At 62.7% G+C, this 502-nt stretch carries 1 protein-coding gene; it reads right to left on the reverse strand.

Annotated features, from left to right (window positions below):
* Positions 1-198: cold-shock protein (locus G3I78_RS47650; RefSeq protein ID WP_164436859.1), on the reverse strand; the 198-nt coding region annotated here is incomplete at its 3' end.
* Positions 199-502 lie beyond the last annotated feature (304 nt).

Consider the following 502-nt stretch of genomic DNA (forward strand, 5'->3'; position numbering starts at 1 on the left):
GGGAACGATATTCTCGGCCGTCGGGCCCTTCTGGCCCTGCGCGATGTCGAAGGTGACCTTCTGGCCCTCGTTCAGCTCACGGAAGCCCTGGGCGGCGATGTTCGAGTAGTGGGCGAACACGTCTGCGCCGCCACCTTCCTGCTCGATGAAGCCGAAGCCCTTTTCCGAGTTGAACCACTTCACGGTGCCAAGTGCCATTTTAAATCTCCTGAATAGGCGGCAAAGGGCCCCATCCGGAGAGTCCGGCAAAACAATAAAAGCGCCTGAGGAACATTCCCGTCAGGCGCACATAAAGTTCATGGGTACCACAACTGCAACGCTCACCAAACTAGCACACCTCCGCGCCGGCACCCAGCCCCGCCTGCGCACCGGCGGGGAAGATCCGGGGGCGGGACCCCCGGATCCCTTGCGGCTACAGCCTCTCGATGATCGTGACGTTGGCCTGGCCACCGCCCTCGCACATGGTCTGGAGGCCGAATCGCCCGCCCGTGCGCTCCAGTTC

Origin of the sequence: Streptomyces sp. SID13726, from assembly GCF_010548375.1 — a bacterium.
Classification (GTDB): Bacteria; Actinomycetota; Actinomycetes; order Streptomycetales; family Streptomycetaceae; genus Streptomyces.